Origin of the sequence: Mycetohabitans endofungorum (assembly GCF_002927045.1) — a bacterium.
GTDB lineage: Bacteria > Pseudomonadota > Gammaproteobacteria > Burkholderiales > Burkholderiaceae > Mycetohabitans > Mycetohabitans endofungorum.
The window spans coordinates 165522-189989 of record NZ_PRDW01000006.1 but is presented as its reverse complement, the minus strand read 5'-3'; the positions used below and the strand labels follow the sequence as shown (position 1 = coordinate 189989).

Genomic DNA, 24468 nt, shown 5'->3' with positions numbered 1-24468 from the left:
GCCGGCTTGATGAGCGTCGGCCCGTTGCATCAAACCCATCGACTCGAGCGCTGCCCATGAGAACCCTGTTCGGCGCGTTTACGCGGCACCCGGCCTCCGTCGGCGAAAGCTATCTGCAACACATGAGAGCGTCGTTCTCGTTCGGAGGCCCGATGCTACTGGCCGCGTTCGCTGCGCTCGTGCATGGATTGTTTCCGTTCCTGTTCGTCAAGACGGGCAGCACAACCGTGTCCCGACTCTACGAGCGCATGGTGCTCAACCGGTCGGGCGGTGCTCTCCGGCGTAAGCCGACATCCGGCCGGCCGCCGCTCACCTGAACCACCCCTGTGCCGCACCCACGCCACCACGCGGCACAGCCGAGCAGTCGCGACGTTGTCCCAGCCAGGCGGACTCGCACGTCGGATTTGCACGATTTTGCAACCCCAGACTGCCTGATGAGGCACCTATGGGCATGTCACCGTCATCCCGCTCTTGCATAGAATCGTGCGATCGTATCGAACCGCACGTAAGCGTCTGCCTGAGATGGCTCGACGCCGGACGGAGGGTGGAACCATGCTCCTTGCGCGTCGCGTTCATGCAGCAGGATCAGGTGTGCGGCCAATCGCGAACGCCCACGTGCAGTCAGCGACTGCAACGGAAACGAACTGACGTCGGGCCGCACCGATCGCCAAAGACTGCCGAAGAGTGACAAGCCTCTGAAGCCGCTCAAGCGCTGTGGCGACGACAGCGTTTTCTCACTGTTCGTCTCGACGCGCATCGACGACCCGAAAACCGGCTCGGGAGTGACCTTCGTGCGATCAAACTGCAAACGCGAGCATCATTGTCGCGATGATGCTGTTTAACAACCATGCCCGCACGCATTCGAAAACGCAATCAAGCTCGCGCGCGATGAGTGGTTCCTGCGCGAGACGCAGACGTCGACAGCCTCGCTCGCCGCCGCGGCGCGCACGACAAAAACGCACTTCACGGCACAGAGTGTCACGTGTATCGGCACACCACCCGACGGCACGTCTTTGCGCTACCCCCCGACATCCCGGCCGCCCGGCAACACATCGGCTTCGAGCGCGCAGCCGGCGCATTGGAGGCAGTGCTCTGACGACTGAGCAGCAAGCCATTCGGTTCCGTAAGGCGCATTGACTGGTCGCCACGGCCGTCGTCTGCTAGAGCAGATGGACGCGCACGACAAAGTGGTCGATGCCGTGCGCTTCGAGGTGCGCGGTGCATCCGTGTGCGCCGGCGCCACGCGCCGTCCACAGTAGCCCGCGCTACAGTGACGATCAGAAGCCCATCGTGAAGAACACCGACCCCATGTCCTGCGCGATCGCCGCACCACTTGCGAAGCGACGGCGGTATCCGATATCCAAGCTTGACGCTTTTACGGGCGTCGCAAACCGGCCACCGACACTAAACTCGCTCCATTGGCGTGTTGACTGCGCGCCGACCACGAATGGATCGAACCCTGGCACGCTGGCCGACACCGGATCGTTGCTCCTGCTCAATCGTTGGACGTGCTTGACGCCCGCCGAAATGACCGTTTGATCGGTGAAGCGCAGGTGACCGCTAAGTCCCACTGTGCCATATACGTTTTCGTCGGTACGGGCATTAAAACGAACCGGGAACTGGCCGGATGTCTCAGTGTAGTCACCGAGTTTTGTGCGCAAGTAGTCAATGCCCAGGTAAGGCATGATACTGGCGTTCCGTACGGCGAACACGTAGCCACCCTGCGTCGACACGGCGCGCTGTGCGACCGTCGTGTCGCCGTTGGACCGGTCCACGCCGGAGGCAGTCAGGTAAGACCGATCGATGGACAAGTCACCTTGCTGGTAGCCTAGCGCGACACGGGCAAACACGCCCGGACGGGTACGGGTTCCGTACTCGGCGAATAACCCGAACAGGCTGGCACGGTTACGCATTGTGTCGTTGCTTACGTCAAAGCGATAGCTCGGCGCCTGGTAGCTTAGGCCAGCAACCCAGTCGTCGTTGATTCGGTATGCCGCACTGAATTCGCCCTGCCAGTTCGCACCGTTCACTTTGCCCGCATTGTGGCTGTATAGCGCGCCAGCCGAGATGCACACGCCGTATTGGTCGAAGCTGCTGCAACGCATGCCGTCCTGGACGAACGTTTGCACCGCGGATTGCAACACGGAACTGTACAAGGTCGCGTTGTTCAGCGAGTCGTTCAGGTCGAACAAGCCCACAATCCCGACCTTGCCTCCATCGTCACGCGCAATGAATGGCTGTGCGCGTCCGTTGATGAGGCCTTCGCCCACCACGATGGTGCCATCTTCTGACATGCGCTCGGCACTGTAAAGCGCGTTGCCCTCCAGCAGAGGGTACGAGGCGATCATTTCGCGCAGACGATCGTCGGGAGAAGGCTTGTCGTCGATCAATGCGGCGGTCTCGCGCGACTCCGGATCGACGGCCGTGCTCTCTTGCTGCGTCGGTTCCTCTTCTACGTCACTCTGGATTTCTTCCTGCTGCCCCGCTTCCTCTTCGACAAAACTCTGGATCTCTTGCAGCTGCCCCGCCTCCTCTTCGACAAGGCTTTGGATCTCTTGCAGCTGCCCCGCTTCCTCTTCAACGAGACTTTGAATCTCTTGGTGCTGCCCTGCTTCCACTTCGACGAGACTTTGGATCTCTTGGTGCTGCCCTGTTTCCACTTCGACGAGACTTTGGATCTCTTGGTACTGCCCTGCTTCCTCTTCGACGAGGCTCTGGATCTCTTGCAGCTGCCCCGCTTCCTCTTTGACAAGACTCTGGATCTCTTGCAGCTGCCCTGCTTCCTCTTCGACGAGACTTTGGATCTCTTGATGCTGCCCCGCTTCCTCTTTAACGAAACTCCGGATCTCTTGATGCTGCTCCGCTTTCTCTTTGACGAAACTCCGGATCTCTTGATGCTGCTCTGCTTTCTCTTTGACGAAACTCCGGATCTCTTGATGCTGCTCCGCTTTCTCTTCGACGAAACTCCGGATCTCTTGACGCTGCTCCGCTTTCTCTTCGACGCGATTCGACGCTTCCTTCTGTTGGCCTCCTTCCTGCCTTTGTGTTAACCGCTCCTCTGAAACGGACTCATGCAACTCTTTGAATATCCGCTGCACTGCCTGCTCATCTGGATCTAACTGCCGCACTTCCTGCCCTTTTCTCCGCGGCTTCTTCTGCGCCTTTTTACGTGGCCCTGCAGGCGGCTCAGAGTTGGAAGAACCTGATACGTGTAATTTATTTTTTCTTTCTTCTGTAGCATTTACGTCCGTGCTATCTACTGCGAAATAGACGGCCGCGCACGACATAATCACGCGCAGCACCCGGTTCGATGAAAATAAACGGATACGTTCTGCACATTGACCACGATTAATTTTTGAATTCATATCTTCAAATAACGTCAATTTATTATCAAGCCAACTAACTGATCATCCCAAAACCACATAAGACGACTTCTTTTTTCATGCTTACACAAGCAGCACACCGGTTCTTTCACGATGTCGATCTATAAACCGTCGACGATGCCCGACAGCACTCTAACGACTTACTGACGATTTGCTTACAGCGACTGCGCCATTAGGTAAGAAAATGGCGGATAAGAACCTGAAATGATCTTCTCAGTATCGAAGGCGTTGAGCGCTACCTGACTGATGCCCTCTACAAACCCGCGTAATAGATCCAACTCCGACATTAATTACGGGATTTTCAGAAAAATAAACGCCGAAACGCATGGACACGACGCTTGCGCTTGTCGCCCCCCGGCCTAGTCTTCGCCGCTATACTCGGATGTACTCTACTGATCATCGGCTGCGACAATCCGCCAACGGCCAAGTCATGCACACATTGAAAGCAAAGCTGAACATGGCGCGAGGGTATCGTGACGCAAGGAGGTTATTTCAACGTACACTTCGGCGCTGACCGCACGGTGACGACGACATCACACTTGGACGTGATGCGCGGACACTAGGGGGCGCAGTTCTCCACAGATTTTGTGAACGTCCCTGTGAATATCCTCGGGACAAGCGGCGCAAGTGCTTGAGCCCGCGGCACTTGTTCCCCACCGCGCAATAACGTGCAACGAACAGCTGACCTTGCGCAGTTCGTGCCGGCCGGCACCGCTTTCACGCTACGTCGGTCAACTCAATGATCACCGACCCAAGCGGTGCAATTCATACGTCCTGCTGCGCGGAACTGACCGTGTCGTTGGGCCCTGGCGACTGCCGAGTGGAATGGACATGCGCAAGCACAAGTGGCGCGGCGGCAAAAACACCACGACGAGCCACAGGCACGCGAGCCGAGGCCGGCAAGCGAAGATCGTTTTCACAACGGACTCTCATTGGATTGAACGATATCGCTCGACACCCGACGGGTGGCGCAGCCACCGACGTTCAAGTCTACACCGGCTTATTCACAAATTTTGTTTGCAACGATGTGGACAACCATTGGATACGCATGCTAAGTGCCTGTCGCGCCAACAGGAAACGGGGCTGCTACGGCTTGATGCAGCGGCGTGCGGTACCGACGCAATCGCCACTGCAACCGGGACAATAGTGGCGTGCGGCCAGGCCGGCACCACGCCACCCTTCACTGCTGCACGGCACAGGCGTGCCGATCGACTCGCCCCCTTCCCGTGCATAGAACACCGGCTCTCCGGCCATGCCGCGCGCGATCATCGAATCGATTTCCACGTCGCCGAACGCCGCCCGTAGTGCATCCACGAATGCCGCCACCTGCGGCATCGAGCGACGCATGGGTTTGTCGGGCATTGCGGCACCTCCGGAAAAACGTGACTTGCCCCATTACCTGTATAAATATACAGTATACGAACGCAAGGAGATGAAAATGGACGACGCATTTTTCTCGAAACGGGCGTTTGATCGCGCCGCCGCCGATTTGCGGCGAATCGTGCATGCGATCGCCGGACGCTATCGGGTTCGCGACGAGCCACTGACATGGCGGCGCCTTCACGACATCGAAGCAGAGGCGCTGTCCGACCTCGGACTGAGCGGCCGCCACGATGCCTCGTTGCTTGCTCTGTTCTCACCATCGCCGGAGCACGACTTTCCGCACTCGGACGAGGCGATATGCGTGTCAGGCGTGCAACGCGTGCCGCTGATCACGTGGTTCGTGTTCGACGTCTATGGTCTGATCGCGATGCCGACGCCCCGGCCACCGCAAGTCCAATGCGAAACGGTCGCGATGCCGTATTGCGCAGGGACTGCGCGGGACGACGGTGCGAACCGATACCTTGCCGCGGTATCGTGTTATCCCCAGAATGTGTTGGGAAGGCTGTGGATAAACTGGGCATATGCAGCGCAAGCCGTTGACAGAACGGCAATCGCCGCCGCCGATCGCACCGCGTGCAAACGCTGCCGGTCGCGCCAACGTGACGTACCAGATTGCACCTAGGCACTGTATGCATGCACAGTGCCGCACAGTACTACACCGCATTTGAATGGCGTACGGCGAGTTGCCAGCGATACGTCCGAGGGAGGAGGTTTGTTACGAGCGATCCTATTGTGACTCGTGCTGACCGTTCGCATCAACGCGCCGTGCAGCGGTGAAGACCTGCGCCGGCACGCTAGGGCGATCCACTAAGATCGACAGCCCTCGTGACCGCCGCGGTGGTCGCCGCGCGTGATCTGCTCAATGACAAACCGGGCCCGCTCACTCACCGGCCCGCAAGGCAGCTCGACTAACCGGTAGCCCAGCGCATCGTATGACGACACCATCACGTCGTACGTGCGCCGTGCTTCGTCGAAATCTTGCTTTCTTTCGACATCCTGCACAAAAATCTCGCGCCAAGGAGGCGCAATGAATACCTGGCGGTTATAGCGAAACGATTGCGCGGCGCGTAGCACGTGTGGCGGCACCGGCAAGCCGCAGAGACGAAGATAACCGACGACGTCGGGCACGCCTCGATCGAACAATACCGGCACGCGGCGCTCACGAGCCAAATGATACGAGCGCATCTCCCAGCACAACATCCACTGCGCAAACAGCGCGGGATCATGCCACGGCAGCGCTGGGCCGCCGATCCGTACCTGGTCCTGGATCACCCCCCTGCCTGCTTCGACCGAACGCGCATAGCCAGCCGCCTGCAGTGCGTCGAGCAGCGTGCTCTTGCCCGATCCTGGTCCCCCGGTAATCACATGGAAGCGGTCCACACAGATGAACTCATTGTCGACCATTGGCGTTGTCCCGATTCAATCCTTCACAGATTCAACCATTTGCACATACAACCATTTGCAGGCTCCGCTGGCTCAGCCATGCGTAGACACCTTTGCCCGCAAACTCATCTGCCTGCGGATTCAGCCGTTTCCAGCCACCCGCAGATCGAGCCGCTCGCAAATCCAGTCGGTCGCGGGTTCAGCTACCGCAGGCTCGACTATTTGCAAATCAACCATTGACAAGCCCGTCTGGACGCGGCATTCGGCTGCTGCCCGCAATACGCCGTGTTGCGCGAGCAGCGTCCGCTTGATGTATTGCGAGTCCAGTGCGAAGGTTTCCGCTGCTGCCGCCGCGGTCCCATCGTTCAAGTCGGCCATCCACCGCCAGTGCGCACGCCTGCATCAGGCGGTGCAGTTGCGGCGGATGGCCGTCATACAGCTAAGCAACACGCAATAGCAAGTCGTCCGGGGCCTGCGGCAACGACGATGGCGCTATGAGATCATGTCAGCGGCACCGTGCAACGCCAACTGAATGGTCAACGCGAACACAATCGCATCGTCGCGCGCGGCACCCACGCCGGGCAGAGCGGCGACCAGCAGGTTCAATCAGCCGTCCAACCAAGGCCGTGCAGCGCCCAGCGGCCAGGGACCTAATGATCACTTGCAGGCACCGGCGCCAATGGCCGGGCACACGTAGCGGCCAGTGGCAAACGCCACGCCGCGGAAGGCATCAGACGCTCGGCAGCCTACGCGTCGCGGCGCGCTCCTCGGCGCGCGCGTCAAGCAACCGACGCATCGTCGAAAACAATTCAGGATAATCCAGCGGCTTGCGCAGGAACGCGTCGTAGCGGACAAACGCGGGCGGACTGGATTCGCCCGACACAAGAATGAACAGCGTGTCGGCAAGCACGGGATGATTACGTATCGCCTGACACAATGCGCTCCCCGACATCCTGGGCATGCGCCAATCGGCCACAACAATATCGATTTGTGTCGCGTCGAGCAGTGCCAGCGCATGCCCGCCGTCAGTGGCACTCTGCACCCCGTAGCCCTGCTGCGTGCAGCAAATGGCCCAGGCAGCGAGGGTTTCCGGATCGTCGTCGACAAGGAGTACAGTCGTCGTCACGTTTAGCTCCAACCATCCGAGTGCCGCCGCTCCCGGATGCGGCAACTCGCGTGCACTCAAGCATATAAGAAAACATCCGCGCGCACGATCGGCGACCGGCTCAGCAGACGGACGCTCGTGTCCGAGCAAGCAGCACGCCCGCCAATGCGACGGCGAATCCAATCTATTGCACTGGCAGCAACGTTTCGCCAAACGCCTAGATAACTTTTGAACGCGGCCAACGGTGGCGCCAGGAACAGCAGGGCCGTCGCCCAGCGTCTCCGCGTCGCACCATCCAGACCAGCAGGGTCGTCGCGAAACCCAACGGCATCACGATACCCCATGCCAGGCTACGCCCACAGTTGCGGCGCGGCGACACAGCGGCGCTCGCCAAGCACCAGCACGAAACCGGTGGCGACCAGCGCAGCGCCGGCGTTCTGTAACGCGGCGGCGCTGGTCAAATGCGCATTCGACAACGAAGTTTTTTGATACAGCGTCCCTGCCGTAATCGACAATACCGCGAAGATCGCCGAAGTCACCACGATCCACTGCGCCGTGCCGGTCGCGCCAGCGACCGCATGGGGCAGCACAGCGGCGTCATGTGCAGCGAGTTTAAGCAGCAGGACGCGTCACTGCGCCAAGCCCACCAACAGGCCCGGCCAACCTCGCGGCGAGCGTCGCTCTCCAAACAACCGCGATGCCACAACTGCCGTCAATAGCGGCTGCAGCGCACCTAACAGGGCCATCACGGCGGCGCCGAGTCCCTGCTCAACCGCCCACAATAGCCCGCGCCAAGATGGAAGCCCTGCAGCAGCGCTGCCGGCCAGCAGATGTTTGCCCGACTCACTGCGATCGGGCCAGCGCACCTGCGCCACCCATGCCGCCACAGTACACAGCAGTACGGTGCCTGTGGCAGCCGTGCCGTCAACCGCGCGTAGCGCCGCCGCGGGCGTCACGGCTACGGCTTCCAGCCACGCGACGCCGCAGCCCCGCAGCGCCGATAACATTATCGCCAGTTACTTGGAGTCGGTTGCCCAAGCCGGCACCGAGCGCGAGCGCACTCCTTTCGCCGAAACCGATTGCGCGCCAATGCTCTGTCGGACGGTGGAAGGGCGATATGCATCGCCACTCCATGCGCCCTCCGGCAATAGCGCATCCAAGCCGGTAATCGTGTGCCTGTTGAACACGGGTTGCGCAATGCCAGCGTTACGCTGAGCACAATAGTCGAGCCATGCGGCTCGCGCATACTTGCCGAGCGCCAAGACCGCCAACAAGTTGATCGTGGCCATCAGCCCCATGCTCAAGTCGGCCATCGACCAGATCAGCGGCAACTTCGCGACGCTGCCAAACATCACCATGCCGAGCACCGCGCATCGGAACCCGACCAGCACATCCTTGCGCCGTGTGATGAACATGACGTTGCCCTCGGCACACGCGTAGTTGCCCATGATCGACGAGAACGCGAGCATGAAGATCGCACACGTCAGGAACGTCGCGCCCCAATCGCCGACATGGCTGGACATCGCGCGCTGCGTGAGCACTGCACCCTCGACCGGCGCGCCAGGCTGGTACTCGCCAGACAACAAAATGATCAATGCCGTCGCACTGCAGATCAAGATCGTGTCGACGAACACGCCGAGCATCTGGATCAGGCCCTGCGTGACAGGATGGCGCGTGGTGGCGGTCGCTGCCGCGTTCGGCGCGCTACCCATACCCGCCTCGTTTGAGAACAGTCCGCGCTTGATGCCGACCGCGACGATCTGGCTGATGGCGTAGCCTGCGACGCCGCCGACCGCCTGCTCGAGGCCGAACGCACTGCGCACGATCAACGCGATCACCGCCGGGAACGAACTCAAGTGTGCCAACAGTACGTAGCCGGCCAGTGCAAGGTAGCCGAAGGCCATCACCGGCACGAGGAACTGCGCGATGCGGGCAATGCGGCGAATCCCGCCAAAGATCACCGGCGCGATCAACACGATCAGCAAGGCTCCCGTGACAACCCGGTCCGTGCCGAACGACGCATGCAGCGCGTCCGCGACCGAATTGGCCTGCACCGCGTTGAACACGAGGCCGAACGCAAGAATCAACGATGCGGCAAACACCATCCCGAGCCGCCTGGAACGCAATCCAACCCAGATATAGTAGGCCGGGCCGCCACGAAAGGTGTTGTCGTGATGGGACACCTTGAATATCTGAGCGAGCGTGGCCTCAACGAATGCGAGCGCCATGCCGAGCAGCGCGGTCAGCCACATCCAGAAGATCGCACCGGGACCGCCCGCGCTCAACGCAACGGCAACACCCACGATGTTGCCCGTGCCGACCCGGCTCGCAAGCCCCGTGGCAAAGGCTTGGAACGAGGAAATGCCATCGCCCTTGCGCTTGCCTTCGCCATCGTCGCGAAACAGCGTCTGCACGCTCAGCGGCAGCGCGCGAAGCTGGATGCCGGCAAAGCGCCATGTGAACCATGCTCCCGCACCTAACAACAGCGCGATCAGCATGTAGTTCCACAACACTCCGTTCAGGTGGCCAATGGCCGATGCCAGAAAAACTTCCACGCTCATTCCTGTTACAACCCTTACGAATTGATTTCAGCGTCCGAATTTTACACATAACGAGCCGCCGTAGGGGTGGTTCCAGGAGAATTAATTACGGGTATTTGCTGTACCGCTGCACGGATCGGTATTAATTACCGAAAACCCTAACAATGAAAGAGTTCGACTTCGAAGTAGCAGCGGCCACCGTGCGCATCGCAGCCATTGCGGCTTATCGACGTTCCCGTATGGTGCCAGCCAGGGCTACAAACAGCGCGATAGAGTATCGTTGAGAACGCCGGAACTTGGTTCATCGATGATCGCGGGTATTCTCGTTATCGACGTCGCCTGTCGCGTCGCCCCGAACCGTTGGCTACCCTCGTGTGTCCGCGCGTGGAGAAAAAACACATCCTGTTTCGCGTCTGGGCAAACCGCAGCGGATGGAAATTGAATGCATTGCTGTTCGGCGAAACACATTGAATAGTCAACGAATTCTCCGTCGGATGCCCATTTGATTTGCCGGCCACACCTAGAGAACGCTGACACGCAAAGTATACATCCCAGCCATCCAACAGCACGTGGCCATTCGTTTCCCGAAACGTTTATGCGGATCCGACATTCAAACAGATACTGATGGCGGCGTAATGTAGACCCCACCTCCTGTTCTCTCCACCGTCATGAGCATAACGATCAACCCATTCCGCCAAGCACGCCAATCCGATCCGACACCCCGGGGCAATGTAACGACATCCGGCAACACCGCCGCGGGACGCGAGCGATCTTGGCACAGCAAATTCGACGGATTGTTTTCGCGCAAGAAAAAGACGATATCGACGCAACCGCCAACGGAAAAGCTAGCCTCCACCGACTCGAAAACGTCACAAACAGTCCGGAATGTGGCCAAGCAGCTGAAAAAGGCCTTCCGTCCATGCGGCTCGTCGCAGAGCAAGCTTATTAAGCAGTTTCCTCAAGTTCCATCACGCCCTGCCCCCGCTAACAATCGCACCGGCGTTGGAACAAAAGCTTCTACACAAACCAGCACGACAAAGGGTTTTCCTTCAGACATCAAGTCACTCGAACGAAAGGACCCACGTACGCATCTGGACGTCCATGGGGCTGACCTGGCTACCCGAAGCAGTGGCACTTCGTCAAACGAGGCGTTTGCGAGGGTAAAAATAGGCCAAGTCAACGTCAAAAAAGTCGAATTCAAAAAAGTCGAAGTCGAAGTCAAAACAATGAAGGCAGAGTTGTTAAGCACAAAGACTGTGATCTCCGAAGCGAAGAAAACGGCGAAGGAAGCTATGCGGAAAAATCAGAGAGGCAAAGATAACGTTGCCTCAAAAGACATTGAAGATAGAACAGAAACGGAGACCGAGCTCCTTAAGAAATTCCCTACAACTCCTGCCGTCCCAGCTTTCCGTCCTACCGAAGACAACATTTCATCGAAGCAAACCACTCAGGCAGCACCGCCCCGTCCGCCGAAATCGGATAAAAGACCCTCACAAAGGGTCCTACTCGCCACCGAAAAAATGAAAACAGTGTCTTTACGCAAAAAGACCCTGATCATCGAAGGGCTGAAAACGGCGAAAAAGACGGGTCGTTGGCTACCCGTCGAGCCTGAAAATCACGCTCCACCAACAGGCCTGAGCAAATCGAATAAAGGTTCCGTAATGGATTGACCCAGGGGAAACCTGCCGCATATGGGTCCTTCCCGAAGCGGCAGGAACCGGAGTTCTGCGCATAGCGGTAAGCATCGGGCGGCATGCCAACCCGCATGGCTCCACAGCGACGTGTTAATGGCTGCCTCTGGACACACCACGCTTCGCTTCGCTCGCCAATACGTCGGATGTGGCCGAAACGGACGGTCTAACGGCCGTTACGCTACTCCTACTTTCTCAAGTATCGACGGTGATCAGGGTGGAACGAATCCGTTACTCCTTTCGTCCATTTCACCGACATGATTGGTAATCCGGCTTTCATTGCATCACGAAAAACAGGTAAGGAAACAGATATGAAACCTCAGATCTCGCAAAACTTCTTCAATTCTACCCATAGACTGATTTCATCAGCTAACACGTCGACACAACCGAATGAAGCTTCAGGGCGGCGCGCAGCCAAGCCCAACTCAATAAATACTGGTGTATTCTGTGGACTTTTCTCTCGCAAGCATCTCTCCAAAGAAGAACGCGACGCTTTTTACCAGGAAAAGGTAGAGAAGGAGTGGCCAAAAACGGTAGAAAATTGGGAAAAATCGAACATATCCCAATATCACAAAATGCAAAAGCCGAAAGAAAAAGAACAAAAAAAGCTTAGAGCCAAGCATGAAAAAGCGGATAAGGCTTGGAAACAGGTAAAAAAGTACAACATAGAAAAAATATCCGCTGCAGATCTCGCACAGCCCAAGGAAGCTAAAGGAAAAAACCCGCTTCTCTTGTAACCGGAGGCTCCCTCTTCATCGCTGCTGCGCCCATCCATCTTTTAGCCAGCCGACAAACTTCACACCGCTGTCCCAGTCGGTCGGTAGTCGGCTCTGGCGCCCGGCAATCCCTTCATGAAGACGCCCGCAGGTCCAAAAAGGCGTGTGAGGTGGAAGCCGGGCACACCAAATGAGTCAACACTGTCAACGCAAGTGCCGATATAGACGTTTTGTTGACGTCTTTCCGCAGCTTAGCCGTCGCGTTCGGACGGCCAAGCCGTGGATTCCTTGAAGTCGCGCACTACTCATGCGTCCCCAAATCAAACTGACTCTTTCGACCGCACGCGCCGGGGCCAACCGCTGGACCATGCTGCGACACGCGCAACACCTGGTCACCCCAGCAATTGCATTGGGCGGCTGCGCGCTGCTGCTCGTCCTGTTCCAACATTTGTCTTACGCGGTCCATTACCGCTCGGTGATCCATCAACTGCGCCAACTAAGCGCCGCGGAATGGACCGGCGCGCTCGCCGCTACAGTCATGAGCTACATCGGACTCGTCGGGCGAGACATGGCCGGACTGCACCACATCGGCGCGCGCGTGCCGCGCGCATTGTTACTGCTCGGTGCCACGGTCGGCTCGGCCATCGGCAACGCAACGAGCTTCGGCGCGTTGACCGGCGGGGCCGTACGTTGCAGGATCTACGGCGCGGCGGGCGTGACGCCGGCACAAGTCGGGCGCCTGACCGTCTTCACCGGCATCGGCCTGGCCACGGCGCTGGTGCTAATGAGCGCCGCCGGCATGCTGATCGCAGTCGGCCAACTCGAGTCGGTGCTGCACCTGCCGGCATCAATGCTGCGCTGCGCGGGCGTGCTCGCGCTCGCGGCGATCGCAGCACTGGTGGTGGCATGCCGCAGCCAACCACGCACGATTGGCAGCGGCGGCACGCGGCGCTGGCTCGCGCTGACGATTCCGTCGCGGCGCAATTTGATCGCCCAGCTGAGCTGGGCGATTGTCGACGTCGCCGGCGCCGCGCTGGCGCTGTGGGTCCTGTTGCCGGATGCGTTGATTGGCTTCGCCACGTTCATGACGGTCTATGCGGCGGCGTTGCTGCTCGGGATGGTCGGCCACACCCCTGGCGGCGTCGGCATATTCGAAGGCGTGGTGCTGATCGCCTTTGGTCGAGAACTGCCGATGCCGCAACTGGTGGCCGCGTTGCTCGCCTACCGGGCCATCTACTTCGGGCTGCCGCTGCTCGTTTGCGGTGGCGCGCTGGTCATGTTCGAAGGACGCACGCTCAAGCGCGTAGTGATGACTTCTCCCGCGCTGCACGCCGCACACAGCCTCACACAGCTCGCGCCGCTACTGCTGAGCACCATCACGTTCGCAGTCGGCTGCATGCTGATTGTCTCCGGCGCAACACCGGCGTTCATGCACCGGATTGCGGTGCTAAGCACGCTCGTGCCACTGTGGGTCCTTGAAAGCTCGCAGTTGCTTGCCAGCGTACTCGGCGTGCTGCTGCTATTCGTCGCCCGCGGACTGCTGCGCCGGCTCGATGCCGCATGGTGGCTAGCCTTGCTGCTGGCCAGCGTCAACCTCGGGCTATCGCTGACCAAGGGGCTGGCGTTCATCGAAGCCGGCGTGCTCGGGATCTTGGTGCTGCTGTTAATCGCGACGCGGCACCACTTCAACCGCCGCTCGTCGCTATTCGCGGAACGCTTCACGCCCAGTTGGCGGGTGTCAGTCGGCATCGTAATCGTGATTGCGACGTGGATCATGCTGTACGCGTTCCGCGACGTGCCGTACACACGCGAGCTATGGTGGCAATTCGCGTTCGACGGCCGGGCCCCGCGCGCGTTGCGTGCTACACTGGCGGCCGCGCTGTGCGCGGCGGCGCTGGCCTTCTGGCAGTTGCTGCGGCCAGCGGCCGGCCGCTTCGTGAAGCCGGCCGAACAAGACCTTGCTGACGCGGCACGCATCGTGCGCGCGCAGGAACGCAGCGACGCAGGTCTCGCGATGATGGGCGACAAGAGCTTCTTGTTCTCCGCATCGCGCCAGGCCTTCCTGATGTATGCCAAGCGTGGACGCACGTGGGTGGCGCTGCACGACCCAGTCGGCCCGCGCGGCGAATGGCCCGAACTGATCCGCCGTTTCGTCGCGCTGGCGCACGCGCACGGCGGCCGCGCCGCGTTCTACCAGGTACGCGCCGACGCACTGCCGTTCTACCTCGATACCGGCTTGCACCTGCTGAAGCTGGGCGAGGAGGCGAACATCGCGCTAGCCGACTTCGATCTAAAGGGGTCCCACCGCGCCCATCTTCGCTACGCGCTCAAGCGCGGTGAACGCGACGGGCTGGCCATCGAAGTGGTTGAACCGACGCGCATGCCGGAATGCCTGCCGACGCTCAAGTCAATCTCCGACGCATGGCTGCAAAGCCGCGTGGCGCGAGAAAAGAGCTTTTCGGTGGCCGCATTCAACCCGTCGTATCTGGCCGCGCAATCGGTCATGTTGCTGCGCCAGCACGGCCGTGCGGTCGCGTTCGTCACGTTCATGACGACGGACGTGCACACCGAGGCGACCGTTGGCGTGATGCGCCACCTGCCGGATGCCTCCGGGTACGCGATGGAATATCTGTTCACTAAGCTGACCCTGCATTTAAAGGAGGCGGGACTGCGCACGTTGAGTCTGGGCATCGCGCCGCTGTCGGGCGTGCAGCCGACGCCGTTTCCGTCGCTGTGGCAGCGCGTCGCGCGACTGGCGTGGCACCTTGGCGGACGCTTCTACAATTTCCGCGGCCTGCGTGGATTCAAGAGCAAGTTTCAGCCGCGCTGGGAGCCGCGTTACTTGGCGGTGTCCGGCTCGCTCGGCCTATTCGTGACACTGGCCGACATCTCGCTGCTGGCAGGAGGCTGGCGCTCGTGAAAATCCGTTCCTTGATCATCGCCGCGACTCGCGCAATCGTCGCATACGCGCTCGCGCTGCCCGGCGCCCACGCCGCCACCACCAGCACACTGTCCGGCGGGCGCTATGGAGAGGTCTCGCTGACCCGTCCGCACGGCCCCTTGCGCGGCTTCGTCGTGCTGTTCTCCGACGCAAACGGCTGGAGCGCATCGGACCACGACACCGCACAGGCGTTAGCGCGCGATGGCGCGCTGGTCGTCGGCGTCGATACCCGTCGCTATGCGGCAAATCTGGCCGCCAAACCGCAAGGCTGCGAGCATCTGGTCGGCGACGCCGAAGCGTTGAGCCACCAGCTGGAGCGGCAGTTGGATTCGTCTCGCTATTTTGCGCCGATCGTCGCGGGGACCGGACAAGGCGCGACGCTGGCCAAGCAAGTGCTCGCCCAGGCTCCAGCGAATACGGTGGCCGGCGCACTGTCGCTCGATCCGGCGCCTACGCTCGACGCGCGGTTCCAGCCGTGCCCGCCCGACCCGACGGTGAGCCGCGGCGCCGGGCTGCCAGGCTTTTTCGTGACCGGCACAGCCGCGGGCAGGAGCCAGGCGGAACGGCTGCGCGCATGGGCGGCACCGTACCTGCGTGCGCCGGCCATCAGCGACGAGGACGTGTCCGATCTGCCCCTGGTCGAATTGCAGGCGCCTAAGCCTTCCAACATGCTGGCGATCGTGATGTCCGGCGACGGCGGATGGCGCGACCTAGACAAGACCATCGCAGAAAATCTGCAAAAAGACGGCGTATCGGTGATCGGCTGGGATAGTCTCCGCTATTTCTGGAGCCGCAAGACACCGGAGCAGACCACACGCGACCTCGCACGCGTGCTGCACGTTTACGGCGCCCGTTGGCAGGCGCGCGACATCGCGCTGATCGGCTATTCGTTTGGCGCCGACGTCATGCCGTTCCTGTATAACCGCTTGCCGCAGCCGTTGCGCGAGCGCGTGTCGTACGTGTCGTTGCTTGGCTTCGCGCCGGCCGCCGACTTTCAGATCCGCGTCACGGGCTGGCTCGGCATGCCGGCCAGCGCAGACGCACTGCCCGCCAAGCCCGAGGTCGTGAAGCTGCCCGCATCGATCGTTCAATGCGTGTATGGCGAGCACGAAACCGACACGCTGTGTCCAGCGCTGGCCGGCACCGGCGTCGACGTGGTGCAAATGCCCGGCGATCACCATTTCGGACGCGACTACGATACGTTGACGCAACGGATCCTGGCCAGCTGGAAAAAGCAAATCACGCTTCGCCACTAGTTTGCCGGTTGCGCCGTCCGCAGTGCTCGATTACGCCGTCAGTGGCGCTCGGTTGTGCCGCCCCGTGCGCACATGCTCGTGCGTCGGCGACGACGCACGCCTGGCTGATCAAAACCGGTGACGAACCCCCACAATGGCGAGCAGTTGAGAGTTGGCTCCGGCCTCCACGTTGTACGAACCGATCACGGCTTGCGCGGGCCCCAGGCCGTTCTGACCGCAAGCATGTTGATAGCCGAGCATCGAATACACATCAGTGCGCTTGCTCAGCAAGTAATCGACGCCGACGTTGACCTGCTGGTACGCGGCCGACGAGGCGCCGCTGGACCGAGTGTAGTTGTATCCCACCAGCGCCTGCAGCGATGTCGCCCCCTGCCAAAGTGCGAATACCGAGCCGTTGCCATACTTTTGCACCTTGGAGAACCCAGACGAGGCGTCCGGATTGTATTGTGAAAAACTGAAAGCGGCACCCACTGTCACGAGGCCGAACACGTATTGCCCGCCTGCCCTGAAGATGCCGACCGAACGCGCGCGGGCATATGCCGAATTGACCGAAGTGTTGAACAGCGAATCGGGCGAGGACACGCCCCGCATCGAGCGCGCCGCATTGCCATTATCGATATGCAGGAAGCCAGTGCCCAAGCTCAGCGGCCCACCCGCATACACCAGCGCACCGGAATACGCCTGACCGGACCCGGGTGCACCGGCAATTGCGCCAAACGCGTACATGGCCTCAACGGTCACCCCGCTCCAATTCGGACTCGTCCACTTCACCGCGTGGTTGAACGTGGCACTGCCGCCGCAGCTATCGACATCACCCGGCGTCACGAACACCCCGCTGTACGAACCGGCAGTCAGCGGCTGCAGCAGTTCCGCCACCGGGTCGCTTTGCCGGCCAAACGTCACCGCGCCCCAACGCTCGTGCGACAGACCCACGAACGCCTTGGACCCGAACATCTGGCCACTGCTGATCGACTGCCCGTGGCCGATGTCGAAGCTGTTCTCAACCGCGAAGTGGGCCGCGAGGCCACCAACGAGCTCTTCGGTACCCTGCAATCCCCATTCGTTCGATGACAGCGTTCCGGGTGACATCTTCCATTGCGAGTGCTGCCCCGCGCTGTGACGAATGTACGCGATGCCCGTGTCCACCGTGCCATGCAGCGCCACGGAACGCTGCGCTTGGGCCGTCGTGGCTAATACCGCGCAGATAGTGGTGCTCGTGGTCAATATAGCTCTACTCAGCATCTAATCAATAAGCCTTACCTAATTTACTTTCCTGTGCACCGTTAGCTGGGCACCCCAGCCCTGCCGACGGCGCGCGACACGGCGTCGAATTCGATCAACCCAAGGTCATCGGTGACTATCCGCGCAACGCTCATGCGCCAATCTTTTTCATCGAGGGCCGGCCCGGACTCGTGCACACGGTCCGCTTTACCGATTACCGGGCACAGGTCCACCTTGCGGAACATGTCCGCGATCCATTTGCTATGTTGAAAGTCGAGTCCGGTGTAACGCGCATGCGCGCTACGCCAGCAGGGCACGTAGAGAAACTCGCTGCACGAAAGCTGACGAATCGGCGGGCGGTGTCCGTCATTCCCACAACGTGGACATCCCGATTTCGTCGATGTGCAGTAAAGTAGGCCTTCACGGCTACCAGGGCGCAGCCTCGCGCGGACGCGAGCGCTAAGCAGCCCGGCAGCGATCCTTGACGCGCGACGACTGAAAAGCAAAGCACTAAGACGCGTTTGTCATCGCGTGGCCTGACGGCTTTTGATAGCTAACGACCCGTGACGATACACCGACAACCTCCAAGCGTCACTGCTAAATGGCGCATCGCCGCAACTGTACGGCTGTTTCGAGACGGGTTACTCGCTGCACACGTGTTTACCGGCGCGCGGCTCGTTAGCGGTATCCCGTGGATCGTGCTGGTTTCCGCCGACATGCTCGGCGTGAGTGCAGGTCTCTGCTATCTGACTTCAGATACGCGCCACCGGCTCGCCTATTCCGAGTCGTGAATCGGCCGGGCCGCGGGGACAGACTACGCGGTCGCCTCGATCGGCTGCTGCAGCGCCGCATCGGTCGGCGCAGAGGTGCGAATCAGGTGCTCGAACGCGCCCAGCGCCGCCTTCGCGCCTTCGCCCACGGCGACCACGATCTGCTTGTACGGAACCGTCGTTACATCGCCAGCCGCGAATACACCCGGCACCGACGTCTGACCCTTGGCATCGATTTCGATCTCACCGCGCGGCGACAGCGCGACGCCGCTGCCCTTGAGCCATTCGGTGTTCGGCACCAAGCCGATCTGCACGAACACGCCCTCGAGCGCCAGATGGTGACGCTCGCCCGACGAACGGTCCACGTAAGTCAGGCCATCGACCTTATTGCCATCGCCGGTGACCTCGGTCGTCTGCGCGTGCGTGTGCACCGTCACATTGTCCAGGCTGCGCAGCTTGCGCTGCAGCACCTCATCGGCACGCAGCTGGCCATCGAACTCCAGCAACGTCACATGCTTGACAACGCCCGCCAGATCGATCGCGGCCTCGACACCGGAATTGCCGCCGCCAATCACCGCCACGCGCTTGCCCTTAAACAGCGGACCATCGCAATGCGGGCAGTACGCGACGCCACGGTTGCGATATTCGCGCTCACCGGGCACGTCGATCTCGCGCCAGCGCGCACCTGTGGCAAGCACCACGCTGCGCGCACGCAGCTGTGCACCACTGGCCAACTGCACCGCGGTCACGTCGCCCGGCTGCAACGATTCGGCGCGTTGCAAATCGATCACGTCGACGTCGTAGCACTTCACGTGCTGCTCGAGCGCCGCCGCAAATTTCGGTCCATCCGTTTCCTGAACCGAAACAAAATTCTCGATTGCCAGTGTGTCCAATACTTGCCCACCAAAACGCTCGGCCACCACACCGGTGCGGATGCCCTTGCGCGCGGCATAGATCGCTGCGGCGGCGCCGGCCGGCCCGCCGCCGACGATCAGCATGTCGAACACTTCCTTCGCGTTGAGCTTGTCGGCCACGTGCGCGGCGCCGCTGCTGTCCAGCTTCGCCAACAATGCCTCGACACCCATGCGGCCCTGGCCGAACACTTCGTCGTTCAAATACAGGGTCGGCACCGCCATGACCTGTCGCGACTGCACTTCGTCCTGAAACAGCGCGCCATCGATTGCCACATGGCAAATCCTGGGATTGATTACCGACATCGCGTTCAATGCCTGGACGACTTCAGGGCAATTCTGGCAAGACAGCGAGACATAGGTCTCGAACGTATAGTCGCCGTCCAAGCTGCGGATCCGCTCGATCACATCCGGTTCGAGCTTGACCGGGTGGCCACCGACTTGCAGCAACGCCAACACTAGCGACGTGAATTCGTGACCCATCGGAATGCCGGCGAAGCGCACAGCGATATCCGTGCCAACGCGCCGGATCGCGAATGATGGCACGCGCTCCACGTCATTACCCGTGTGCTCCGTCACCACGATGCGCGTGGACAGCGATGCGATGTCCTGCAGCAGTGCGCGCAGTTCATCCGATTTGTCGCTGTCATCCACGAACGCGTCGATCTCGATCGCTTCGGTAACGTTGTCCAGGTAGCTTTTTAATTGGGTCTTGAGATTGGCGTCGAGCATCGCGAGGATTCCAACGGAGGAAGCAAAGAAGGGGCGCGCCGGGCAGGCGGCACGTCACGGCGCAGTGCCGCGACGGCCGCGTCATGCGCCGTCCGGTGTAGGACGGCGCATAAACGTCAGATCTTACCAACCAGGTCCAACGACGGCTTCAGCGTCTCAGCGCCCGGGGTCCACTTGGCCGGGCACACTTCGCCGGGGTGCGACGCGACATACTGCGCAGCTTGCACCTTGCGCAGCAACTCCTTCGCGTCACGGCCGATGCCGTTGTCATGAATCTCGTACAGCTTGATCTGGCCTTCCGGGTCGATCACGAACGTGCCGCGCAGCGCCAGGCCTTCTTCCTCGATCAGCACCTCGAAGTTGCGGGCCAGCGTGGCCGTCGGATCGCCCACCAACGGATACTTGATCTTGGCGATCGTTTCCGACGTGTCGTGCCAGGCCTTGTGCGTGAAATGCGTATCCGTTGACACGCCATAGATCTCGGCACCGAGCTTTTGGAATTCAGCGTAGTGGTCTGCCAAATCACCCAACTCGGTCGGGCACACGAACGTAAAGTCAGCCGGGTAGAACACGACGACCGACCACTTGCCCTTCAGGTTCTCCTCCGTGATTGTCACGAAATTGCCATTGTGGTAGGCAGTTGCCTTGAACGGTTTGACTTGCGTGTTGATAAGAGACATTGCGCTTTTCCTTCTTGGGTTAAAGACGACTACCCCGAAGCTTACGACAAATGGTGCGGCGCGGTGAAGTCGTTTAGTTGTATCGGACCGATTGGCTACATCTATCGCCGAGAATTTTTCGTATTATGAAACGCAGTGCGGGGCACATTCGCGGCATGAACGATGGCGACTCGCTCTACCTGCGGTCAACCACCTCGATAGGCGGCCCGCACTCGGTGGTGGCACGCCAGTGCCGCGTGTGTCACCGTCGAGCACGAACCGTCGCACTCCGTCGCCAAGTAATTCAGCCTGTACAACGGGAAACGGTCCCGTTCCAATCTGGCCGAGCAGACGCGGACAAGGCATCCTTCGCGACGCTGCCTACAGTTAATCGGCGACGTGACTAACCGAATGTTCCACTTAAAAATCTCATGACATTATCCAAACAATAGGGGCCACTTATCCGCATCGCACGACTCATGCATCAACCCCCAAGAGCGAGCAGTTCAACGACTTCGCACAATGGCGGATGTTCGACGGTAAGGTGATTACATGATGAGTCTTTGGCGCCGTCTCTCCGTTCGATTCAACGTTAACTTTTCCATAAAAATCAAAAGCTTAGTTTGAAATATGGCGGATTTCACTATAATTTAGGCTAATTGACACAGCCTATCGCTCCGCCAAAGTCTAAGGCAAACTGTCGGGCGTAAATGGTCAACGATGTTACTGTGACGGCCTCAACTTAAACCAATTCGGGATGTGCTGTTCCCTATATGGAGGGGAAGCGGCGGCTCGCTTTTATCAGCATTATCAGGATTGCGTAGTAGCAAAGCGTATTGGGTGGTTGCTTGAAGTGGAGAGAATAGTGGTTCGAGGCATTGCTGCTGTCTACGCAATTTACCTATTACTGCCCATCCTGTTGTTGAGCATTGGTAGTGTGGGTGAGCTATGGATGAACTCGCTACTTCCTAGCGGGATAACAGTTCAATGGTACGTCGATATTTGGTTGGATTCGTCTTTTCGTAGTGCGTTTACGACGAGCCTCGTGGTGGCGCTGAGCGCGTGCGCGATCAATACGATTTTAGCCCTCCCACTTGCTTACTCCTTATACCATAAAGCTGGCCGGGGTGGGAGCGCCGCAGCTAAAATTGTGAGTATGATGCCTATAGTCGTACCGACCATCACGTTGGGTTTTGGCTATATCATTGTATTTAACACAGATGTTTTCCCTTGGCTCGGAACCTTGCCATTGCTGATCGTAGTACACGCTGTTCATACGTTGCCTTACCTTACTAATACTTTGTTATCCGATCTTCGGCATTCCGATTTGGCGACGCTAGAACGCGCAGCCGCGACGTTGGGAGCTACGGAACTACAGCAGTTTTTTGGGATTGCCATACCTAATTTACGGAAAAGCCTGTTAAGCGGTCTTATGATGGTTTCTGCCATTTCGGTAGGTGAATTTGGTTTATCCAATTTACTTGCCAGCTTCCAAAATCGCACTTATCCGGTTGTCTTGTGGCAAGCTTTTTATGGTACAACTGGCTTTGCTTGTGCGGCCACCGTTATTCTTCTTGTGTTAGCCAGCACAGCGGCATTTGTTTCTTCTACCGCTATCAAAAAATCATGAGCCTGGTTCTGGATAGAGTGAGTTACCAATACCCGGGGACCGGACATGGGTTAACTGATATTTCGTTTGAGGTCGAGACCGGTGAAATGGTGGCCGTGATTGGCGCAAGCGGTTCTGGCAAGTCAACGCTTCTGAAGGTTATTTCTGGCCTAATTAGCGAAGCATCGGGGTCGATCACCCTAGACGGCGAAAATTTAGCAGGAAAACCTGTGCATAAGCGCAATATCGGAATGGTATTCCAAAATTATGCGCTTTTCCCACATCTCAATGTGATCGAGAACGTAGCATACGGACTCGCTTTAAAAAAGATCCCGTTAAAAAACCGACTAGCTAAAGCGGCCGAATTATTAGAAACAGTGGGTTTAGGAAACTTTGCCACCAGGCCAGTTTCCAATCTATCAGGCGGGCAACAGCAGCGAGTTGCGCTGGCTCGAGCTTTGGCAATCGATCCCAAAGCGTTATTGCTCGACGAGCCATTGGCGGCACTCGATGTAGGTATTCGAGGATATTTGCGCGATCAGATCCGGTCAATTCAGAAGAAATTTAACGCAACAACTATATTGGTCACACATGATCAAGAGGAAGCGTTGACGCTATCCGATTATGTCGCCGTGCTCAAAGACGGTAAGCTTCTACAGTTTGGCTCGCCAAAAAATATTTACTGTTATCCAAATAGCCGAGCGGTAGCCGAGTTTGTGGGGTTATCGACATTACTCCCCGCAAAAATTTCAGCACATAATCAGGTGGATTTAGGATTTGCTCAAATCGCTGCCAATACTGATGGGCGACGTTTGGGAGAAAAGGTACTTGTTCTGATCCGTCCCGAGCATGTGGTAAAGGATCCTCCAGAAGGAACACTGAACTATTTGACAGGTTGTACAGTTAACCAGCGCTACTTGGGCTCAGTGGTTCGGTACGACTTTCAAGTAAACGGCGCTTCCAAACCGATCGTAGGCGAAGCAATCGAGGTGCCGGTAAGCGGCATTTCTATTCCACCGCAGTGTGTTCAACTGCTTGACGACGACCCTTCACAGGAGGTCTTATGAAACGCAGACGCTTTGTTCAATCGGCAGCACTAGTGCCATTTGCAGGGTTTGGGACTACTGTTTCCACTGCAGCCTCTACTTCTGATATCGTTTGGGAAAAAGTGCAGCTTTATCCTGGTGAACTTGCACTTTACGAGGCTGCCAGAAAAGAAAGCGAGGTCGTTTCGTGGGATACGGGGCCAACATGGGCCAATTGGAAGGCGCTATTCGATGCGTTCAACAAGCGCTATCCCGGAATCAAACTGCACTATAATGATTTGGGTTCTGCTGCGACTGTGACTGCACTGAATAAAAGCCGGCGTCGGCCTCAAGCAGACACGGCTTATTATTTTGCAGCATCCGCGGTGGACGCTGTAAAACAGGGCGTGGTGGCGCCTTTTAAGCCGATCCACTTCGATACGCTGCCCGAGGTGTTTCGAGATCCGGAGGGCAAGTGGTTCACCATCCATACGCTGAACGTGGCATTTATTGTGAACAAAAAACTTGTGCGTAATACGCCCACTTCTTGGGCTGATTTGCTCAAGCCAGAGTACAAGAATAGCATCGTCTACCTCGATCCACGCTCCGCGGGTGTGGGGCAGGTTGTCGCCTTCGCTACAGCCTACGCCAATGGAGGTTCCGTAGACGACGTTAAGCCCGGCATCGATTATTTGGGGAAACTGCATGCTGCGGGCAATGTCATTCGAACTGAAGGAACAACGCCTTATTCGAAGTTCATGAAGGGCGAGATACCGATCTGGATCGGTTACGAGAATGATGGACTTAAGGCTAAATACACAGAAAAAGGCATGACCGATGTTGTTGATGTCGTGATTCCTAAAGAAGCGAGTGTTGCGGCACCTTATGGCATTAGCCTCGTGAAGAATGGGCCGCACCCGAATGCGGGAAAATTGTGGCTTAACTTCATCATGAGCGAAATCGGACAGCAACTGTTTGCCAAGGGCTTTGTCCGACCTTCGGTGAAGAGTATTTCACTGCCTCCCGATATTCAGCAAAAGATGCCAGACGCACCACAAACACGACCTCTTGATGTGATTAAGGCATCTGCTCGCAAGAGCGAAGTCGATCGTTTATGGGCAAAGGCCGTTTTGAAAAATTAAT

General features: G+C 58.8%; 23 protein-coding genes. 11 read left to right on the top strand and 12 right to left on the bottom strand.

The features are described from left to right. Positions 1-56 precede the first annotated feature (56 nt). Complete coding sequence (locus B0O95_RS08180) at positions 57-317, top strand: DUF6356 family protein (RefSeq protein WP_104077443.1); 261 nt, start codon at positions 57-59, stop codon at positions 315-317. A 143-nt stretch (positions 318-460) separates the two neighbouring features. On the opposite strand, the gene B0O95_RS08175 is transcribed toward B0O95_RS08180, so the two are convergent. After that, positions 461-808, bottom strand: a complete 348-nt coding sequence (locus B0O95_RS08175; RefSeq protein ID WP_104077442.1) for a hypothetical protein — start codon at positions 806-808, stop codon at positions 461-463. 325 nt (positions 809-1133) lie between these two features. Here B0O95_RS08175 and B0O95_RS16945 point away from each other — a divergent pair, with 325 nt between their 5' ends. Beyond that, entirely contained in the window at positions 1134-1259 is a 126-nt protein-coding gene (locus B0O95_RS16945) for a hypothetical protein (RefSeq protein ID WP_255779273.1), read from the top strand. Positions 1260-1277: 18 nt separating this feature from the next. Here the strand turns inward: B0O95_RS16945 and B0O95_RS08165 are convergent, their stop codons facing one another. Further along, positions 1278-3383, bottom strand: coding sequence for an autotransporter outer membrane beta-barrel domain-containing protein (locus B0O95_RS08165; protein WP_233203239.1), 2106 nt, complete (start codon positions 3381-3383; stop codon positions 1278-1280). A gap of 1086 nt (positions 3384-4469) precedes the next feature. Continuing rightward, positions 4470-4745, bottom strand: a complete 276-nt coding sequence (locus tag B0O95_RS08160) for a hypothetical protein (protein WP_104077439.1) — start codon at positions 4743-4745, stop codon at positions 4470-4472. A 76-nt stretch (positions 4746-4821) separates the two neighbouring features. Here B0O95_RS08160 and B0O95_RS16535 point away from each other — a divergent pair, with 76 nt between their 5' ends. After that, positions 4822-5388, top strand: coding sequence for a DUF2471 family protein (locus B0O95_RS16535; RefSeq protein ID WP_233203238.1), 567 nt, complete (start codon positions 4822-4824; stop codon positions 5386-5388). Between the two features lie 185 nt (positions 5389-5573). On the opposite strand, the gene B0O95_RS08150 is transcribed toward B0O95_RS16535, so the two are convergent. From B0O95_RS08150 to B0O95_RS08125, 6 genes are all read right to left on the bottom strand, one after another. Continuing rightward, positions 5574-6170 (bottom strand): AAA family ATPase, encoded by a 597-nt coding sequence (locus tag B0O95_RS08150; protein ID WP_104077438.1) that lies wholly within the window; start codon positions 6168-6170, stop codon positions 5574-5576. 120 nt (positions 6171-6290) lie between these two features. Then, entirely contained in the window at positions 6291-6527 is a 237-nt protein-coding gene (locus B0O95_RS08145; protein WP_104077437.1) for a hypothetical protein, read from the bottom strand. A gap of 352 nt (positions 6528-6879) precedes the next feature. Next, positions 6880-7275, bottom strand: coding sequence for a response regulator (locus B0O95_RS08140; protein ID WP_076788726.1), 396 nt, complete (start codon positions 7273-7275; stop codon positions 6880-6882). Between the two features lie 329 nt (positions 7276-7604). Continuing rightward, the gene (locus B0O95_RS17035; protein ID WP_332908560.1) at positions 7605-7844 is read right to left on the bottom strand and encodes a hypothetical protein; all 240 of its coding nucleotides are present in this window, start codon (positions 7842-7844) and stop codon (positions 7605-7607) included. A 39-nt stretch (positions 7845-7883) separates the two neighbouring features. Beyond that, positions 7884-8261 (bottom strand): hypothetical protein, encoded by a 378-nt coding sequence (locus tag B0O95_RS17030; RefSeq protein ID WP_104077436.1) that lies wholly within the window; start codon positions 8259-8261, stop codon positions 7884-7886. A gap of 9 nt (positions 8262-8270) precedes the next feature. After that, complete coding sequence (locus B0O95_RS08125; RefSeq protein WP_323073987.1) at positions 8271-9809, bottom strand: alanine/glycine:cation symporter family protein; 1539 nt, start codon at positions 9807-9809, stop codon at positions 8271-8273. Positions 9810-10462: 653 nt separating this feature from the next. Between B0O95_RS08125 and B0O95_RS08120 the strand changes: the two genes are divergently transcribed. From B0O95_RS08120 to B0O95_RS08105, 4 genes are all read left to right on the top strand, one after another. Continuing rightward, the gene (locus tag B0O95_RS08120) at positions 10463-11464 is read left to right on the top strand and encodes a hypothetical protein (protein ID WP_104077434.1); all 1002 of its coding nucleotides are present in this window, start codon (positions 10463-10465) and stop codon (positions 11462-11464) included. A 332-nt stretch (positions 11465-11796) separates the two neighbouring features. Continuing rightward, on the top strand, positions 11797-12222 hold the full coding sequence (locus tag B0O95_RS15490) for a hypothetical protein (RefSeq protein WP_146064023.1): 426 nt from the start codon (positions 11797-11799) through the stop codon (positions 12220-12222). 346 nt (positions 12223-12568) lie between these two features. Further along, positions 12569-15121 (top strand): bifunctional lysylphosphatidylglycerol flippase/synthetase MprF, encoded by a 2553-nt coding sequence (gene mprF, locus B0O95_RS08110; RefSeq protein ID WP_233203244.1) that lies wholly within the window; start codon positions 12569-12571, stop codon positions 15119-15121. Next, the gene (locus B0O95_RS08105; RefSeq protein ID WP_104077431.1) at positions 15118-16398 is read left to right on the top strand and encodes a virulence factor family protein; all 1281 of its coding nucleotides are present in this window, start codon (positions 15118-15120) and stop codon (positions 16396-16398) included. Before mprF ends, B0O95_RS08105 begins: the two co-directional genes overlap by 4 nt. A 108-nt stretch (positions 16399-16506) precedes the next feature. Here the strand turns inward: B0O95_RS08105 and B0O95_RS08100 are convergent, their stop codons facing one another. Then, complete coding sequence (locus tag B0O95_RS08100) at positions 16507-17640, bottom strand: porin (protein ID WP_104077430.1); 1134 nt, start codon at positions 17638-17640, stop codon at positions 16507-16509. A gap of 107 nt (positions 17641-17747) precedes the next feature. Here B0O95_RS08100 and B0O95_RS17190 point away from each other — a divergent pair, with 107 nt between their 5' ends. Continuing rightward, the gene (locus B0O95_RS17190) at positions 17748-18035 is read left to right on the top strand and encodes a hypothetical protein (protein ID WP_146064029.1); all 288 of its coding nucleotides are present in this window, start codon (positions 17748-17750) and stop codon (positions 18033-18035) included. Between the two features lie 398 nt (positions 18036-18433). Here the strand turns inward: B0O95_RS17190 and ahpF are convergent, their stop codons facing one another. Together ahpF and ahpC are read right to left on the bottom strand one after the other, a co-directional pair. Then, positions 18434-20032: an alkyl hydroperoxide reductase subunit F gene (gene ahpF, locus B0O95_RS08085; protein ID WP_104077428.1), complete on the bottom strand. Its 1599-nt coding sequence runs from the start codon at positions 20030-20032 to the stop codon at positions 18434-18436. Positions 20033-20148: 116 nt separating this feature from the next. Next, the gene (ahpC, locus tag B0O95_RS08080) at positions 20149-20712 is read right to left on the bottom strand and encodes an alkyl hydroperoxide reductase subunit C (RefSeq protein WP_104077427.1); all 564 of its coding nucleotides are present in this window, start codon (positions 20710-20712) and stop codon (positions 20149-20151) included. Positions 20713-21556: 844 nt separating this feature from the next. Here ahpC and B0O95_RS08075 point away from each other — a divergent pair. Genes B0O95_RS08075 through B0O95_RS08065 form a run of 3 tightly spaced genes read left to right on the top strand, consistent with a single transcriptional unit; the run spans position 21557 to position 24467 of the window. Then, positions 21557-22321, top strand: coding sequence for an ABC transporter permease (locus B0O95_RS08075; RefSeq protein WP_233203235.1), 765 nt, complete (start codon positions 21557-21559; stop codon positions 22319-22321). After that, a complete protein-coding gene (locus B0O95_RS08070; protein ID WP_199180461.1) occupies positions 22318-23367 on the top strand; it encodes an ABC transporter ATP-binding protein in 1050 nt (349 codons plus the stop codon). The genes B0O95_RS08075 and B0O95_RS08070 overlap by 4 nt, the downstream gene beginning before the upstream one ends. Continuing rightward, positions 23364-24467, top strand: coding sequence for an ABC transporter substrate-binding protein (locus B0O95_RS08065; RefSeq protein ID WP_104077425.1), 1104 nt, complete (start codon positions 23364-23366; stop codon positions 24465-24467). The genes B0O95_RS08070 and B0O95_RS08065 overlap by 4 nt, the downstream gene beginning before the upstream one ends. Position 24468 lies beyond the last annotated feature (1 nt).

Coding starts and splice junctions, on each gene's coding strand:
- ahpC (WP_104077427.1), bottom strand. CDS start 20,712: ATGTCTCTTATCAACACGCAAGTCAAACCGTTCAAGGCAACTGCCTAC.
- B0O95_RS16535 (WP_233203238.1), top strand. CDS start 4,822: ATGGACGACGCATTTTTCTCGAAACGGGCGTTTGATCGCGCCGCCGCC.
- B0O95_RS08145 (WP_104077437.1), bottom strand. CDS start 6,527: ATGGCCGACTTGAACGATGGGACCGCGGCGGCAGCAGCGGAAACCTTC.
- B0O95_RS08120 (WP_104077434.1), top strand. CDS start 10,463: ATGAGCATAACGATCAACCCATTCCGCCAAGCACGCCAATCCGATCCG.
- B0O95_RS08100 (WP_104077430.1), bottom strand. CDS start 17,640: ATGCTGAGTAGAGCTATATTGACCACGAGCACCACTATCTGCGCGGTA.
- mprF (WP_233203244.1), top strand. CDS start 12,569: ATGCTGCGACACGCGCAACACCTGGTCACCCCAGCAATTGCATTGGGC.
- B0O95_RS08160 (WP_104077439.1), bottom strand. CDS start 4,745: ATGCCCGACAAACCCATGCGTCGCTCGATGCCGCAGGTGGCGGCATTC.
- B0O95_RS08065 (WP_104077425.1), top strand. CDS start 23,364: ATGAAACGCAGACGCTTTGTTCAATCGGCAGCACTAGTGCCATTTGCA.
- B0O95_RS15490 (WP_146064023.1), top strand. CDS start 11,797: ATGAAACCTCAGATCTCGCAAAACTTCTTCAATTCTACCCATAGACTG.
- B0O95_RS08180 (WP_104077443.1), top strand. CDS start 57: ATGAGAACCCTGTTCGGCGCGTTTACGCGGCACCCGGCCTCCGTCGGC.
- B0O95_RS17030 (WP_104077436.1), bottom strand. CDS start 8,261: ATGTTATCGGCGCTGCGGGGCTGCGGCGTCGCGTGGCTGGAAGCCGTA.
- B0O95_RS08070 (WP_199180461.1), top strand. CDS start 22,318: ATGAGCCTGGTTCTGGATAGAGTGAGTTACCAATACCCGGGGACCGGA.
- ahpF (WP_104077428.1), bottom strand. CDS start 20,032: ATGCTCGACGCCAATCTCAAGACCCAATTAAAAAGCTACCTGGACAAC.
- B0O95_RS08150 (WP_104077438.1), bottom strand. CDS start 6,170: ATGGTCGACAATGAGTTCATCTGTGTGGACCGCTTCCATGTGATTACC.